Origin of the sequence: Stenotrophomonas sp. B2 (assembly GCF_014947095.1) — a bacterium.
Taxonomy (GTDB): Bacteria; Pseudomonadota; Gammaproteobacteria; order Xanthomonadales; family Xanthomonadaceae; genus Stenotrophomonas; species Stenotrophomonas maltophilia_P.
Window position 1 is genome coordinate 63,499 of sequence record NZ_JADCQA010000001.1, and the last position, 13,490, is coordinate 76,988.

Sequence of the window (13,490 nt, forward strand, 5' to 3'; positions counted from 1 at the left end):
TGGCATCGAGGTGCATATACTAGCGCTCCTGCCTCGGCAGCGACACATATACGCTCCCTTCGTCTAGTGGTTAGGACGTGGCCCTCTCAAGGCTAAAACAGGGGTTCGAGTCCCCTAGGGAGCGCCAGTCGCCACAGCAGGAACCGAAAAAGCCCGCCTCGTGCGGGCTTTTCTGTTTCCCGGGGTTTGCCTGTTGCGTCGAGCGGGTCGCCTCGGGGGCGAGCCGCCCCTGCCTGTCCTGGAGCGGCTGGCCTGCCGCCGCCACGGAACAGGAAGGCGCTGGAAACCAGGGCGGCGCCATCAGCCTTCCATCTGCTCCAGCTCCTTGCCCTTGGTCTCGCGGACGTAGCGGACGACGAAGAAGATCGAGAGGATCGCTGCAACCGTGTAGATGCCATAGGCACCGGCCAGGCCGATACCCGCCAGCAGCAGCGGGAAGGTCACGGTGATGGCGAAGTTCGACGTCCACTGCGCCGCACCGGCCACCGCGAGCGCCGGGCCGCGGATCTGGTTCGGGAACATCTCGCCCAGCATGACCCACATCACCGGGCCCCAGGACATGTTGAAGAACACCACATAGACGTTGGCCGCCACCAGCGCCAGCCGGCCCATGCCATCGGACAGGTGCAGGCGCCCTTCGACCAGGCTGCCGCTGGCGAATGCCACCACCATCAGCACCAGGGCAACCGACATGCCGACCGAACCGACCCACAACAGCGGCTTGCGCCCGATCCGATCGATCAGCATCACCGTCAACAGGCAGGCGCCGATGCTCAGCGCACCGGAAAGAACGTTGATCAGCAGCGCATCGCTTTCCGAGAAGCCGACGGCCTGCCACAGGACCGCGCCGTAGTAGAACACCACGTTGATGCCGACCAGCTGCTGGAACATCGCCAGGCCGATGCCCACCCAGATGATCGGGCGAAGCCTGCCGGTGCCCTTGTCCAGCAGGTCGCCGAAGCGCGGCTTGTGCTGGTCCTGGTCCAGGCTGGCCTCGATCTCCGCCTGTTTGGCGGCCGCCGCGGCGTCGCCGTACAGCCGCGACAGAACCGCCCTGGCCTGCGCCTGGCGCCCCTTCACCACCAGGAAGCGCGGGCTTTCCGGAATCACCAGCAGCAGCAACAGGAACAGCGCCGACGGCAGCGCCTGCATCCAGAACATCCAGCGCCAGGCCTCCTGCCCGAACCACAGCGGCTCGGTGGAGGTGCCTGCCGCACGGGCCAGCAGGTAGTTGCTGAGGAAAGCGGCGAACAGGCCGCAGATGATCGCCATCTGCTGCACCGTCGCCAGGCGGCCCCGGTAGCGTGCGGAAGCGACCTCGGCGATGTAGGCCGGCGACATCACGCTGGCCGCACCGACGGCAAAGCCGCCCAGCACGCGAGCGGTCACGAACAGCCAGGAGGCGTGCGCGGCGCCCGCACCCAGCGCCGACAGCAGGAACAGCACCGCCGCCACGATCAGCACGCCGCGTCGGCCCAGGCGGTCGCCCAGCCAGCCGGCGAGAAACGCGCCGATCGCGCAGCCCAGCAGCATCGAGGCAACCTCGAAGCCCAGGGCCGCCTCGCTGGAGTTGAAGGCCTGCCGCAGGCCATCAACCGTGCCGTTGATCACGCCACTGTCGAATCCGAACAGGAAGCCTCCCAAGGTGGCCACGCAGCTGATCAGGACGATGAACGCGGTGTTCTCTCCACCATCGGCGGCGGCAGGCTGAGCTGGGGACATGGGCATTCCAGGAGGGAGGACAGTCCGGCTGCCACGGCAGCCAGCAGCGCGCAGCCTCGCACAGGCGCCGCCCCATCGCCAATGGGCCGTGCCCTCGAGCCCGGCAGATCCCCCTTTTCAGGCCCGCGCCGACACCGGGGGGCAACCTGTTCTAGAATTGGCGGGTTCAGGAATCGATCCACCCCCAAGCCCATGCCCTTTGTCGTCACCGAAAACTGCATCAAGTGCAAGCACACCGATTGCGTGGAAGTGTGCCCCGTGGATTGCTTCCACGAAGGCCCGAACTTCCTGGTGATCGACCCGGATGAGTGCATCGACTGCACCCTCTGCGAGCCGGAGTGCCCGGTCAACGCGATCTTCCCCGAGGACGATGTCCCCGCCGGACAGGAGGGCTTCGTCGCCCTCAATGCCGAACTGGCCAAGGCCTGGCCGGTACTGACCGTGCGCAAGGACCCGCCGGCGGACGCCGGTGAGTGGGATGGCAAACCGGACAAACTGAAGCTGCTCGAGCGCTGAGGCGCCAGCACCCGCCGCCATGAAAAAGGGCGCCATGGGCGCCCTTTTCCTGTTCCGGCAACGCCAGACCCTGCCCGGCCGAACCCGGGCGCGTGGCCCGGTCCGCAGCTGCCGGCGGTTCCTTACTTCGCCAGCGCGGCCTTCAGTGCGGCAATCAGCTTCACCGGGGCCTCGGCGGTCGCCGGCAGACCACGCGGATCGACCGCAGAGACATAAGCGCCGGCATCGACGGCCACCACGCGCACCAGGAAGTTACTGCCTTCATAGGCCACGTCGTAGGAGCCCAGCAGCTGGGCACGGCTGGCGATGGTCACGCCCTGCACGCCTTCCAGCGCGGTGCCGACCTTGGCGAACGCCTCGTCCTTGCTGCCCGGAATGGTGAAACCGGTATTGCCCACGGCCGGGGCAGCCGGAGCGGCCACAGCAGCCGGGGCGGTGGTCGAGGCCAGCCTCGGCACCTGGTTCTCGCCCGACGCGGACGGCAGGTTCAGGTCCGGCGGCACTTCCAGCGGACGCATCTCCGGGGCCAGGGCGTAGTCGCCCTTGGCACCGCGCTTGAAGCAGCCGGTGGTGGTCACGACCGTGGTGAGGGCGATGAGCGCGAAGGACAGCACGCGGACGGCGGAAACGGATTGACGCATGTGGATCTCCTGGATCAGACCAAGACGGAAGGTCAGTGGCTGGAAAGGGCTTCAAGCGCGGCGATGTCGCCGGCCAGATGATCGGCTGCCGGATGATGCGCTGCCGACAGTGGCAGCAGCGGCAGGCGCAGGTCGTGGCCGATGCCGATGCGGCGCAGCAGCGCCTTGACCGGAATCGGGTTGGATTCGATACCGCAGAAATCGTGGTACGGCTGCAGGCGCGCGTCCCAGGATGCGGTGGCGTCATGGTCGTGGGCGGCAGCCAGCTCGCACATCCGGCGGTACGCACCAGGCAGCGCGTTGGAGCCGACCGAGATCAGCCCGTCGATGCCGGCCTGGATCGAGCGCGCAGCCGTGCCGTCGTCGCCACTGAGCACGGCGAACCTGGAACTGCGCAGCGCCAGCAGGGCCTTCACGCGCCCGATGTCGCCGACGGCCTCCTTGATGCCGACAATGTTCGGATGATCCGCCAGCTCGGCCACGGTCTCCGGCAGCATGTCGCATCCGGTGCGCCCGGGTACGTTGTACAGCACCACGGGCAACCCGCCGTGGTCGGCCACGGCCCGGTAGTGCGCGATCAGCCCGGCCTGCGTCGGACGCACGTAAGGCGGTGTCACCACCAGAGCGTGACTGGCACCCTGCGCGGCAGCGCGACGGGTCTGTTCGATGGTCTTGGCGGTGCCGGACAGGCCGGTACCGGCCAGGACCGGGATGCGTCCGCCGATGCGTTCGACCGCACTGGCCAGCAGCTGGTCGTACTCGGCATCGGACAGCGTCGCCGCTTCGCCGGTCGAGCCGGCGACGACAACGCCATGGACGCCACCTTCCAGTTGCAGATGCAGCAGGCGCTGCCAACCGTCGGGATCGAGGGCACCGTCGGCCCGGAACGGGGTCGCCAGCGCGGTGATGAGGCCGGAAAGGGACAAGGACGTGCTGCTCTTGGCTGGGAAGGGAAAACGCCCGCCACGAAAGGGCGGGGGCGACTTGAATGTTACTTGCGGCGCGAAAGCACGGGCAAGTATGCTGCACTCCGGTGGATCCCCGCCTCTGGCGGGCATTCAGACTCACGCATGCATTACCCGGAATCGCCTTGACCGACACCACCCCGCGCCCCGCGCCGAGCGAAAACCACCTCCTGATCAACGCCTATACGACGCATCCGGAGTCCCCACTGCTGTCCGTCACCCGACGCATTGCCGACAGCGGCTGCAATCTGGTGGACGCGCGCCTGGCCACGGTTGGCCGCGACGTATCGGTCACCGCGCTGGCCACCGGGTCGTGGGACTCGGTCGCCAAGCTGGAAGCGATGCTGACCCGGCTCGAGCGCGAGGAAGGCCTGAAACTGGTCTGGTACCGCACCGAGGCCAAGCAGGCGCAGTCCAATCTGCTGCCGTACATCGTTGAAGTGATCGCCGCTGACAAGCCGGGCATCCTGTTCCAGCTGGCCGACTTCTTCGACCGCCAGGGCATCACCATCGAGACCCTGCAGAGCACGCGCTATCGCGCCATGCAGACCGGTGCGGAAATGTTCAGCGCGCAGGTCACCATCGGCGTGCCGGCCAACATGCACATCGCCGCCCTGCGCGATGATTTCCTCGAATTCTGCGACCACCTGAACCTGGACGCGATCATGGATCCGATGAAGTTCTGATTTTTCGCGCGTTCGTCACGGGCGCGCGGCGTTTCATGCAACTGTCGTAGAAATACCCCAGGCTCCGGAACCAAGGACCTCATGAACAACGGCGATACCCTGGACCGCACCACCCTCTCGCTCCCGCTGGCCCTGTCAGGCGGCGAACACACCACCCTCGGCGACCTCGCGGGCCAATGGCTGGTGCTGTACTTCTACCCCAAGGACAGCACCCCGGGGTGCACCACCGAAGGCATCGACTTCAACGCGCTGCTGCCGGAGTTCCGCAAGGCCGGCGCCACCGTACTCGGCGTCTCCCGTGACTCGGTGAAATCACACGACAACTTCTGTGCCAAACAGGGCTTCGCGTTCCCGCTGGTCAGCGATGGCGACGAAGCGCTGTGCAACGCCTTCGATGTGATCCGGATGAAGAACATGTACGGCAAGCAGGTACGTGGCATCGAGCGCAGCACCTTCCTGATTTCTCCCGACAGCCGCATCGCGCAGTCCTGGCGCAAGGTCAAGGTCGCCGGCCATGCCGACGCCGTGCTTGCCGAACTGAAGGCCGCCCAATCCAAGTGATTCCCATCGCCCACTTTGTCCGCCATCACCCTGCCCCGCAGGTCGTGGTGGTTTTTCCCTGTCCGTAACCAGGAATCGACGATGACCCGAGGCAAGCGCATCTACGTGCTGGATACCAACGTGCTGATGCACGATCCGACCGCGCTGTTCAAATTCGAGGAGCATGACGTCTACCTGCCGATGCAGGTGATCGAGGAGCTGGACAACGGCAAGAAGGGCACGTCCGAGGCAAGCCGCAACGCCCGCCAGGTCAGCCGCTTCCTCAACGAGCTGGTGCAGGCCTCCGGCCTGGACAATCTGGCCGACGGCATTCCGCTGCAGCGCCCACAGGGCCTGCAGCTGCGTGGCAAGCACAGCGCCGGCAAGCTGCGTTTCCAGACCAGTCATTTCGACGCCGGCAAGAGCTTCGGCCAGGTCATCCCGGACAATGCCATCCTCGGTGCCATCCTGGCGCTGAAGGAGCAGACCCCGGAGATCCCGGTGGTGTTCGTCTCCAAGGACATCAACCTGCGGATCAAGGCGGCCATCGCCGGCATCGTTTCGGAAGATTACGAAAACGACCGCGCACTGGACGATTTCAGCCTGCTCTACACCGGCGCCACCGAGCTGCCGGAGGATTTCTGGAAGCTCCATGGCGACGACCTGCGCAGCTGGAGCGACAAGGGCCGCACCCATTACGAGATCCTGGCCAGGGACGACGAGGAGTGGTACCCGAACCAGTACGTCTACCTGCCGGGCGAGGACGAGGTGGAGCTTCGCGTCAGCCGCGTGGTCGGCGATGGCAAGGTGGTGCTGTCGCTGGTTGATGATTTCCGCCACGGCAGCCATGCCGTGTGGGGCATCAGCGCGCGCAACCGCGAACAGAACTTCGCGCTCAATGCACTGATGGATCCGGAGATCGACTTCGTCACCCTGCTCGGCACCGCCGGCACCGGCAAGACCCTGCTGGCACTGGCCGCGGGGCTGGCACAGACGATGGACCAGCAGCGCTACCGCGAGATCATCATGACCCGGGCCACCGTCAGCGTCGGCGAGGACATCGGCTTCCTGCCGGGCACCGAGGAAGAGAAGATGACACCGTGGATGGGCGCGCTGACCGACAACCTGGAAGTGCTCACGCACAACCAGGAAGGCGGAACCTGGGGACGCCAGGCAACCAACGATCTGCTGGCCAGCCGCATCAAGATCCGCTCGATGAACTTCATGCGCGGCCGCACCTTCCTGTCGCGCTATCTGATCCTGGACGAGGCGCAGAACCTCACCCCGAAGCAGATGAAGACGCTGATCACCCGTGCCGGTCCCGGCACCAAGATCGTCTGCCTGGGCAACGTCGAGCAGATCGACACCCCGTACCTGACCGAGACGACATCCGGCCTGACCTACGCGGTGGACCGCTTCAAGAACTGGCCGCACAGTGCGCACATCACCCTGCGCCGTGGCGAACGCTCGCGGCTGGCCGATTACGCTTCGGAGGTGCTGTGAACCGTTCTGCCCGTCTGCTGCTGCCGACGGCTGCGATCACCCTCGCAGCCGTCCTTGGTGCCTGCACCACCACCCGCGGGCCGGCCAGCGTGCCGACCGCCGAACGCACCGGCCAGTCGTGGGTGGTCACCCGGCCGATCGTCGCCGCGCAGGTGCTCGACACCTGCTCACGGCACAGCCCGGGCCGGGATGCCGGCCGCGTCACCGGCTACTGGGCCCCCAGCCGGCAACAGGTGGACCAGCTGGAAGCCGCACTGCCTTCGCTGCAGGCGCAGGTGCCCGACGTACTGGACTTCGACCGCCAGTACGTCGGCATCGAAAGCGCCGGCAAGCGCCTGATCTACATCAATGCGTTCCGCCTGCCTGACGACAGCGGCATCAAGCCGGCGCGCGAGGCCATCCGCGTCTGCGATGGTGGCAAGCAGTTCTGGGGCGCGGTGTTCGACCCGGCCACCGGTGCGTTCAGCGAGCTGCAGTTCAACGGCGGTCTCGGCGGTCCCTGAGGGTCGCGCCGATGGGCATACGCCTTCCCACCTGGGTCTGGATCGGTGCCGTAGCGCTGTCGTGCGTGGCCGGCATGGTCAACGTGGTCGGGTTTCTAGGCTTCGAGCATCAGGCCGTCAGCCACATGACCGGTAGTACCAGCCAGCTCGGCATGGCACTGGCGCAGGGCGACTGGCGCGCGGTCGGGCACCTGTGGGGCCTGCTGATCGCTTTTTCGCTGGGTGCGATGCTCAGCGGGCTGCTGATCCAGGACAGCGCACTGCAGCTCGGCCGGCGCTATGGCGTCGCTCTGGCACTGGAATCGGCGCTGTTGCTGGCCGCCATTCCCTTGTTCAAGCAGCAGCAGATCTGGGGCGCGTTGTCGGCAGCGATGGCCTGCGGGTTGCAGAACGCGATGGCCACCACCTTCAGCGGCGCGGTGATACGGACCACCCACCTCAGCGGCATGTTCACCGATCTTGGCATCGGCCTGGGCCATCTGTTGCGCGGGCTGCCGCTGCAGGTGCGGCGGCTGACGCTCAGCGGACTGATCATCAGCGGCTTCCTGGCCGGTGGCGTGATGGGTGCGTGGCTGTTCCTGCGCTGGCAGTACGATGCCCTGCTTGCCCCCGCGCTGCTGACCGGCGCGACCGGGCTGGTCTATGTGCTGTACCAGCAATGGGTACGCTGGCGGTACTGAGCGTCGCCGCACGCACGCGCAGCATGAGGCGTCCGCCCCTGCCGGCAGCGCGTAGCCGGCACTACCCCCATCCCGGTGACCACGGCACAATCGCCGCATGAGCCCGACCACTCCCGTTTCCGCCCTTACCATCGCCGGCTCCGACTCCGGCGGAGGCGCCGGCATCCAGGCCGACCTGAAGGCCTTCGCCGCACACCGCGTGCATGGCCTCTCCGCGATCGCCGCATTGACCGCGCAGAACACCCGCGGTGTCACCGCCGTGCATGTGCCGCCAATCGAATTCCTGCGCGCGCAGCTCGACGCGTGCTTCGATGATTTCGACATCCACGCGGTGAAGCTGGGCATGCTGGCCAATGCCCAGGTGATCCACGCCGTGGCCGATGCGCTGCAGCGTCACCGGCCCGCACATGTGGTGCTGGATCCGGTGATGGTCGCCACCAGTGGCGCGCGCCTGCTGGAAGACAGCGCGCTGCAGGCAATGCGCGAGCGTCTGCTTCCGCTGGCCACGCTGGTCACTCCCAACACACCGGAGGCAGAACTGCTGGTGGGCCGCACGATCGGCGATGGAGACGACGCCGAGCGGGCCGCGTCGGCACTGCTGGATCTCGGGGCCGGCGCGGTGCTGCTCAAGGGCGGCCACCTGCACGAGGGCAACCGGGTGATCGATCGCTACTTCGATGGCGTCAGCAGCGAGGAATTCAGTCACGCGCGCCTGCCGCTGGATGCCCACGGCACCGGCTGCACACTGGCCTCGGCCATCGCCGCGCAACTGTGCAATGGCCTGAGCCTGGCCAACGCCTGCGAAGCATCGATCGACTACGTGGCACGCGGGCTGCAACTGGGCTACATGCCGGGGCGCAGCGATGTGCGCGTGCTGGATCATTTCGGCGCAGCGCCCCACGCATGAGCCTGCCATCACGGACACTGGCCGTGGAATGCGGCGACGGCCATCGCTTCGAGGTGATGGCCTGCGTACCCGAGCAGCCGCTGGCGCGGCTGCTATGGCTCCCCGCACTGGGCGTGGCCGCGCGCCACTACCTGCCACTGGCACAGGCCCTGGCTGCGAAAGGCATCGCGGTCTACCTGCACGAGTGGCGTGGCAACGGCAGCAGTTCACTGCGCCCTTCGCGCACGCAGGACTGGGGCTATCGTGAAGTGCTCGAGCAGGACCTGCCTGCCAGCCAGGCTTTGCTCGCCAACGCCGATGCCGGCGAAGGCGTGCTGCCCTGGATCATCGGTGGGCACAGCCTGGGTGGGCAGCTGGCCTGCGTGCATGCAGGACGGCAACCGCAGCACTTCGAGCACCTGTGGCTGGCCGCCAGTGGCACGCCGTTCTGGCGTACGTTTCCGCCTCCGCGCGGATGGCTTCTGCCGCTGGTGTACCGCTTCCTCCCCTGGATCGCCCGCCGCCAGGGCGTGCTGCACGGCCGGCGCCTGGGCTTTGGGGGCACCGAAGCACGCGGCCTGATTGCCGACTGGTCGCGGGTGGGCCTGAGCAACCATTACGCAGCCGCGGGCATGACCGAGGATCTCGATGCGCAGATGGCACGCGTGCATGGCAGCGCGCAGGCCGTGGTGATGGAACACGACTGGCTGGCACCGACCGGTTCGATGCAGGCGTTGCTGGACAAACTGCCGAATGTGGCATCACACCTGCATGTGCTGTCCGACGGGGAACTGGGCACGCGTGCCGACCACTTCGCGTGGATGAAGGCGCCACAGGCGGTCGCCCACCAATTTTTCATTCAGCTGGATGAAAATCTTCACAAAAACGGTTGACGGTACGCGCCGACATCCGCATAATTCCGCTCCTGTCGCAGGGCGCCCGTAGCTCAGTTGGATAGAGTACCTGGCTACGAACCAGGCGGTCGGGAGTTCGAATCTCTCCGGGCGCACCACTCGACAGGTTTCCGGCATCCGCCGCTGGAAATGAAGTAAAATTTGATTGTGTACCGCGCGCCCGTAGCTCAGTTGGATAGAGTACCTGGCTACGAACCAGGCGGTCGGGAGTTCGAATCTCTCCGGGCGCACCATACACGATCAACACAACAGGTTTATGTAATTGGCGCCCGTAGCTCAGTTGGATAGAGTACCTGGCTACGAACCAGGCGGTCGGGAGTTCGAATCTCTCCGGGCGCACCATTACACCGAAACAGCAGGCCTCGGCCTGCTGTTTTTTTATGTGTGTTCTTCGGCAGGGCTGCGCCCTGCACCCGCCGAAGCCAAAGCCGGAGCAACAGCAACAGCGCGCATTCCGTGGGATAGCGGGGTGGGTCCGGTTGCGGGAGTGTCCGCGGCATGAATGCCGCGGCCAAGCCCCCAGGGACGGGTTTACGGCGTCTCCCGCAACCGGACCCGCCCCGTCCTGCCCCGGCAAACCCGCTTCGGCCGTGGCTGCTGCTGTTGCCGTGTTCCCGCCCGTAGCGGGTGCAGGGCGCAGCCCTGCCGCACACCTATCCCCCGGCCATTGCCTGCCACCACTGCGACAGCAGCTCCGGCCTGCGCAGGCGCTCGCGCCACCAGCGCAATGCCGCGCCATCCTCACCGGTCCGCCAGGCCAACCAGAAGGTCTCCTCCGGCTTGTGTTCCTCGACCTCACGGATAACCAGTTCGCCTCGTGCCACGGCCGCGCGCGCGCACGGCTCGGGCAGAAAGCCGAAGCCCACGCCCTCGCATTGCAGTTTCAGCTTGCTGGCCATGTCGGGCACTGTCAGCATCTCCTGCCCCATCAGCAGGCCAACCGTACGGGGCAGCAAGCGCCGCGCCGAATCGGACACCGCGATCGCACAGTGCTCGACCAGCTGCTCACGTCCCAGCACGCCCGGCACTGCCGCCAAGGGATGATCCGGGGCAACCGCGAACACGAACTCGACCGTACCCAACGGCTCGACCACGTAGCCACCACCGCTCGGCCCCTCGCCCGGCGCGCCCACCAGCAGATCGGCACGCCGGTCCAGCAGCGCCTCCCAGGTGCCGGACAGCGCCTCGCCGATCAAGCGCAGGCGGGTCGGCGCCTCAGCGCCGCGAAATGCGGCGATGTCCGGACCCAGCAGCCAGGTGGGAAACACCGAATCCACTGCCAGGGTCAGTTCGGTTTCCCAGCCGGAGGCCACCCGGCGCACCCGCAGTTCCAGTTCGCGGGCCGCACGGAGCAGATGCCGGCCCTCATCCAGCAGCGCGCGACCGGCCTCGGTCGGCTCCGCACGCGGGCCCACCCGGTCGAACAGCTGCACGCCAAGATCCTCTTCCAGCTTGGCCACGGTGTAGGAAATGGTGGACGGCACCTTGTGCAGGGCCTTGCCGGCGCCCGCAAACGAACCGCGGCGATCGATGGCGTCCAGGATCTGCAGGGCTTCGAGGCTGAGCTTGAGCATTCGAATTTTTCGATGATGGCTTTCAAAACTATCCGTTTTTCAAAGCACCGGCGCAAGCGGATACTTCTCTCCAACAGGGAAACACGGCGATCAATGCCCTGCCCCGCCCCATCGAAAACATCGAACAAGGAGATATCCCATGCTGCAGATCCGCAAGAGTGCTACCCGTGGCCTGGCCGAACATGGCTGGCTGTCCTCGCGCCACACCTTCTCGTTCGCCAACTACTACGATCCGCGCTATGTCAGCTTCGGTCCGCTGCGGGTGATCAACGAGGACAAGGTGATCGGCGGCCAGGGCTTCGGCACCCACAGCCACAGCAACATGGAGATCGTCTCCTACGTGCTGGGCGGCGCACTGGAACACAAGGACTCGATGGGCACCGGTTCGGTACTGCGCTACGGCGATGTGCAGCGCATGAGCGCCGGCAGCGGCGTCAGCCACAGCGAGTTCAACCACTCGGCCACCGAACCCGTGCATTTCCTGCAGATCTGGATCTTCCCGGACACGGAGAACATCACCCCGTCGTATGAGGAAACCCACTTCACGCCGGACAGCAAGCGCAACCAGCTGCGCCTGATCGCCTCGCCCGACGGTGCAGATGGTTCGCTGCGCATCCACCAGGATGCCCGCATCTTCGCCACCCTGCTCGACGGCAGCCACAAGCTGCACCACGCCCTGGGCAGCGGACGCGGTGCCTATGTGCAGGTCGCCCGTGGCCAGCTGCAGGTCAACGGCATCACCCTGGAAGCCGGTGATGCGCTGCAGATCAGCGACGAAGCGCAGCTGACGCTGGAGAACGGCAACGACGCCGAAGTGCTGGTGTTCGACCTGCCGCTGTGAAGTCACGCCCGCGGTGCCGACCGGTACCGCGGGCGACCTCTGGCCTCAACCGCCGACGGCGGCGCAGGCCTCCAGAATCAACGCAGTCACCTCGGCCGGTTTCGACGCCAGCGAAGCATGGCTCGCATCCAGTTGCAGAAGACGCCGGGGCTGGATCCGATCGGCCATCATCTGCGGGTTCTGAACAGAAGCTCTCGTGGGGTCTGTCCATACGCGGCCACAGATCACCGTCGCGGTGCGGGGCGGGGCGGGGTTCGATGCCGCCTCGTCCTTGGCGCGCTGCAATCGTATGCATGTCGCCCCCCCTCCGTTGGCACTTGCCGAACCGCCATGAAATCGCTTCCATGACGGTTCACTGGAGCTTCCTACCGCGCATGACGCCTTCTTCCCCGCGTGCCCAGCAGCACGCCACCCGCGCCGCCTTCTTCATTCCCGGCTTCGCCACCGCCGCGTGGGCACCGATGGTGCCCTTCGCCAAGGCCCAGGCAGGGCTGTCCGACGCCGGTCTGGGCGCCGTGCTGCTGTGCCTCGGGCTGGGCTCACTGCTGGCCATGCCGCTGGCCGGTGCGCTGACCGGTCGCTTCGGCTGCCGTCGGCTGCTGGTGGTCACCTGTGCACTCGTGCTGCTGGCACTGCCGCTGCTGGCGGGGCCGCCTTCGCCCTTCGTGCTCGGTGCGGCCCTGTTCGTGTTCGGCGCGGGCGTGGGTGCGATGGACTGCACGATGAACATGCAGGCAGTGGCCGTCGAACGCGAAGCCGGCCGGGTGATGATGTCCGGCTTCCACGCCTTCTACAGCATCGGTGGCTTTGTCGGCGCCGGCTGCATGACCGGTCTGCTGATCCTGGGCACACCGCTCTGGCTGGCCGCGCTGCTCGCGGCGGCGGCACTGCTGCTGGTAGCTGTGCTGTCGGCACCGCACTGGCGTCCGCAACGGATCCTGCACGAAGGCCCCTTGCTGGCACTGCCACATGGCGTGGTGCTGTTCATCGGCGTGCTGGCATTCGTGGTGTTTCTCGCCGAAGGCTCGATGCTGGACTGGAGCGCCGTGTTCCTGGCCGAGGTACGGCAGGTGCCTCGCGACCAGGCCGGCGCGGGCTTCGCGGTGTTCACTCTGGCGATGACAGCCATGCGCCTGTTCGGCGATGGCATCGTCGAGCGTCTCGGCCGCACCCGCACCCTTGTCATCGGCGGCATCACCGCTGCGGCCGGCTTTGCCGTGGCCACCCTGGTGCCATCGTTGCCGGTTGCCCTTGCGGGCCATGCGCTGGTCGGCCTGGGCTGCGCCAACATCGTGCCGGCACTGTTCTCGATGGCGGGACAGCAGCGCGCGATGCCCGAGAACATCGCCATCACGGCGGTCACCACACTCGGCTATGCGGGCATTCTCGCCGGCCCGGCCGCGATCGGCGCACTGGCCCATGCCAGCAGCCTGGGCTTCGCGTTCCTCTGCGTGGCGGCACTGCTGATCGGTGTCGCGCTGTCGGCGCCGGCACTAGCGCGCCGGCTGTCCTGACGATG

The 13,490-nt window shown here is 66.7% G+C and carries 14 protein-coding genes, 4 tRNA genes and 1 pseudogene; 14 read left to right on the forward strand and 5 right to left on the reverse strand.

Annotated features, from left to right (window positions below):
- Positions 1-52 precede the first annotated feature (52 nt).
- Positions 53-127 (forward strand) — tRNA-Glu (locus tag IMX13_RS00310).
- A 173-nt stretch (positions 128-300) separates the two neighbouring features.
- Here the strand turns inward: IMX13_RS00310 and IMX13_RS00315 are convergent.
- Positions 301-1,722, reverse strand: coding sequence for a sugar porter family MFS transporter (locus IMX13_RS00315; RefSeq protein WP_053517272.1), 1,422 nt, complete (start codon positions 1,720-1,722; stop codon positions 301-303).
- Between the two features lie 192 nt (positions 1,723-1,914).
- Between IMX13_RS00315 and fdxA the strand changes: the two genes are divergently transcribed.
- Entirely contained in the window at positions 1,915-2,238 is a 324-nt protein-coding gene (gene fdxA, locus IMX13_RS00320; protein ID WP_049411316.1) for a ferredoxin FdxA, read from the forward strand.
- 122 nt (positions 2,239-2,360) lie between these two features.
- Here the strand turns inward: fdxA and IMX13_RS00325 are convergent, their stop codons facing one another.
- Together IMX13_RS00325 and dapA are read right to left on the reverse strand one after the other, a co-directional pair.
- A complete protein-coding gene (locus IMX13_RS00325; protein WP_065174942.1) occupies positions 2,361-2,879 on the reverse strand; it encodes a hypothetical protein in 519 nt (172 codons plus the stop codon).
- Positions 2,880-2,911: 32 nt separating this feature from the next.
- Positions 2,912-3,805, reverse strand: a complete 894-nt coding sequence (gene dapA / locus IMX13_RS00330; RefSeq protein ID WP_053517270.1) for a 4-hydroxy-tetrahydrodipicolinate synthase — start codon at positions 3,803-3,805, stop codon at positions 2,912-2,914.
- Between the two features lie 164 nt (positions 3,806-3,969).
- Here dapA and IMX13_RS00335 point away from each other — a divergent pair, with 164 nt between their 5' ends.
- The 10 genes and pseudogenes from IMX13_RS00335 (at position 3,970) to IMX13_RS00380 (ending at position 9,898) form a co-directional block, all read left to right on the forward strand.
- The gene (locus IMX13_RS00335; protein WP_025879444.1) at positions 3,970-4,530 is read left to right on the forward strand and encodes a glycine cleavage system protein R; all 561 of its coding nucleotides are present in this window, start codon (positions 3,970-3,972) and stop codon (positions 4,528-4,530) included.
- A gap of 81 nt (positions 4,531-4,611) precedes the next feature.
- Positions 4,612-5,091, forward strand: coding sequence for a peroxiredoxin (locus tag IMX13_RS00340; protein ID WP_065174941.1), 480 nt, complete (start codon positions 4,612-4,614; stop codon positions 5,089-5,091).
- An 81-nt stretch (positions 5,092-5,172) separates the two neighbouring features.
- Entirely contained in the window at positions 5,173-6,573 is a 1,401-nt protein-coding gene (locus IMX13_RS00345) for a PhoH family protein (protein WP_065181271.1), read from the forward strand.
- Positions 6,570-7,076, forward strand: a complete 507-nt coding sequence (locus IMX13_RS00350; RefSeq protein ID WP_053517266.1) for a hypothetical protein — start codon at positions 6,570-6,572, stop codon at positions 7,074-7,076. The genes IMX13_RS00345 and IMX13_RS00350 overlap by 4 nt, the downstream gene beginning before the upstream one ends.
- An 11-nt stretch (positions 7,077-7,087) precedes the next feature.
- Entirely contained in the window at positions 7,088-7,756 is a 669-nt protein-coding gene (locus IMX13_RS00355; protein WP_053517265.1) for a YoaK family protein, read from the forward strand.
- Positions 7,757-7,853: 97 nt separating this feature from the next.
- The gene (gene thiD, locus IMX13_RS00360; RefSeq protein WP_065174940.1) at positions 7,854-8,663 is read left to right on the forward strand and encodes a bifunctional hydroxymethylpyrimidine kinase/phosphomethylpyrimidine kinase; all 810 of its coding nucleotides are present in this window, start codon (positions 7,854-7,856) and stop codon (positions 8,661-8,663) included.
- Positions 8,660-9,587 (forward strand): annotated as a pseudogene (locus IMX13_RS00365) (alpha/beta fold hydrolase). Before thiD ends, IMX13_RS00365 begins: the two are co-directional and overlap by 4 nt.
- Positions 9,578-9,654: transfer RNA gene (locus tag IMX13_RS00370), tRNA-Arg, on the forward strand. Before IMX13_RS00365 ends, IMX13_RS00370 begins: the two are co-directional and overlap by 10 nt.
- A gap of 58 nt (positions 9,655-9,712) precedes the next feature.
- A tRNA-Arg gene (locus IMX13_RS00375) sits at positions 9,713-9,789 on the forward strand.
- Positions 9,790-9,821: 32 nt separating this feature from the next.
- Positions 9,822-9,898 (forward strand) — tRNA-Arg (locus IMX13_RS00380).
- A 311-nt stretch (positions 9,899-10,209) separates the two neighbouring features.
- On the opposite strand, the gene IMX13_RS00385 is transcribed toward IMX13_RS00380, so the two are convergent.
- Positions 10,210-11,130 carry a LysR family transcriptional regulator gene (locus IMX13_RS00385; RefSeq protein WP_053520376.1) on the reverse strand — a complete coding sequence of 307 codons (921 nt, stop codon included), beginning with the start codon at positions 11,128-11,130 and terminating at the stop codon, positions 10,210-10,212.
- 139 nt (positions 11,131-11,269) lie between these two features.
- Here IMX13_RS00385 and IMX13_RS00390 point away from each other — a divergent pair, with 139 nt between their 5' ends.
- A complete protein-coding gene (locus tag IMX13_RS00390) occupies positions 11,270-11,971 on the forward strand; it encodes a pirin family protein (protein WP_053520377.1) in 702 nt (233 codons plus the stop codon).
- Positions 11,972-12,016: 45 nt separating this feature from the next.
- Here the strand turns inward: IMX13_RS00390 and IMX13_RS18970 are convergent, their stop codons facing one another.
- Positions 12,017-12,139, reverse strand: coding sequence for a hypothetical protein (locus IMX13_RS18970; protein ID WP_262917636.1), 123 nt, complete (start codon positions 12,137-12,139; stop codon positions 12,017-12,019).
- Positions 12,140-12,345: 206 nt separating this feature from the next.
- Between IMX13_RS18970 and IMX13_RS00400 the strand changes: the two genes are divergently transcribed.
- On the forward strand, positions 12,346-13,485 hold the full coding sequence (locus IMX13_RS00400; RefSeq protein WP_193395530.1) for an MFS transporter: 1,140 nt from the start codon (positions 12,346-12,348) through the stop codon (positions 13,483-13,485).
- The last annotated feature ends 5 nt before the right edge of the window (positions 13,486-13,490 follow it).

What these genes read in the sequence shown, in the direction of transcription:
- IMX13_RS00315 (WP_053517272.1), bottom strand. Translation starts at nt 1,722, where the DNA reads ATGTCCCCAGCTCAGCCTGCCGCCGCCGATGGTGGAGAGAACACCGCG.
- fdxA (WP_049411316.1), top strand. Translation starts at nt 1,915, where the DNA reads ATGCCCTTTGTCGTCACCGAAAACTGCATCAAGTGCAAGCACACCGAT.
- IMX13_RS00325 (WP_065174942.1), bottom strand. Translation starts at nt 2,879, where the DNA reads ATGCGTCAATCCGTTTCCGCCGTCCGCGTGCTGTCCTTCGCGCTCATC.
- IMX13_RS00340 (WP_065174941.1), top strand. Translation starts at nt 4,612, where the DNA reads ATGAACAACGGCGATACCCTGGACCGCACCACCCTCTCGCTCCCGCTG.
- IMX13_RS00345 (WP_065181271.1), top strand. Translation starts at nt 5,173, where the DNA reads ATGACCCGAGGCAAGCGCATCTACGTGCTGGATACCAACGTGCTGATG.
- IMX13_RS00355 (WP_053517265.1), top strand. Translation starts at nt 7,088, where the DNA reads ATGGGCATACGCCTTCCCACCTGGGTCTGGATCGGTGCCGTAGCGCTG.
- thiD (WP_065174940.1), top strand. Translation starts at nt 7,854, where the DNA reads ATGAGCCCGACCACTCCCGTTTCCGCCCTTACCATCGCCGGCTCCGAC.
- IMX13_RS00385 (WP_053520376.1), bottom strand. Translation starts at nt 11,130, where the DNA reads ATGCTCAAGCTCAGCCTCGAAGCCCTGCAGATCCTGGACGCCATCGAT.
- IMX13_RS00390 (WP_053520377.1), top strand. Translation starts at nt 11,270, where the DNA reads ATGCTGCAGATCCGCAAGAGTGCTACCCGTGGCCTGGCCGAACATGGC.
- IMX13_RS18970 (WP_262917636.1), bottom strand. Translation starts at nt 12,139, where the DNA reads ATGGCCGATCGGATCCAGCCCCGGCGTCTTCTGCAACTGGATGCGAGC.
- IMX13_RS00400 (WP_193395530.1), top strand. Translation starts at nt 12,346, where the DNA reads ATGACGCCTTCTTCCCCGCGTGCCCAGCAGCACGCCACCCGCGCCGCC.